The sequence below is a fragment of the Neisseria sp. P0008.S010 genome (assembly GCF_051962715.1).
GTDB lineage: Bacteria > Pseudomonadota > Gammaproteobacteria > Burkholderiales > Neisseriaceae > Neisseria > Neisseria elongata.
Genome location: NZ_JBQCVA010000259.1, coordinates 1 through 280 on the forward strand (window position 1 = coordinate 1; position 280 = coordinate 280).

Below are 280 nucleotides of genomic sequence, written 5' to 3' on the forward strand. Positions count from 1 at the left end.
GTAAGACGAAGGGCGTGGGTGTTATTCGTTTTGATTGGGTGTAAAGGGTAGGTAGGTGGTTTCTTGTTTTTCTTGGACAAAATCGCGGAGAGTTCCTACGCGAATTCCTTTTAATAAAAGAATCTTGTGTTGGAGAGGGGTTTAGGCAAGTTCGCTTTAGTAGGGGTAGAATCCATCAATATGCGAACGAACGTCAGCAGGCGAAGGCGCTTTTCTGGCTTCAACAGACGCTGAGCTACGGAAGCTTAGGTAGCAAACGGGATTAGATACCCCTGTAGTC

1 rRNA gene is annotated in these 280 nt (G+C 46.4%); it reads left to right on the forward strand.

The annotated features are described in order from the left end of the window. Positions 1–280: ribosomal RNA gene (locus ACTHSL_RS13490) — 16S ribosomal RNA — on the forward strand; the annotation flags it as partial.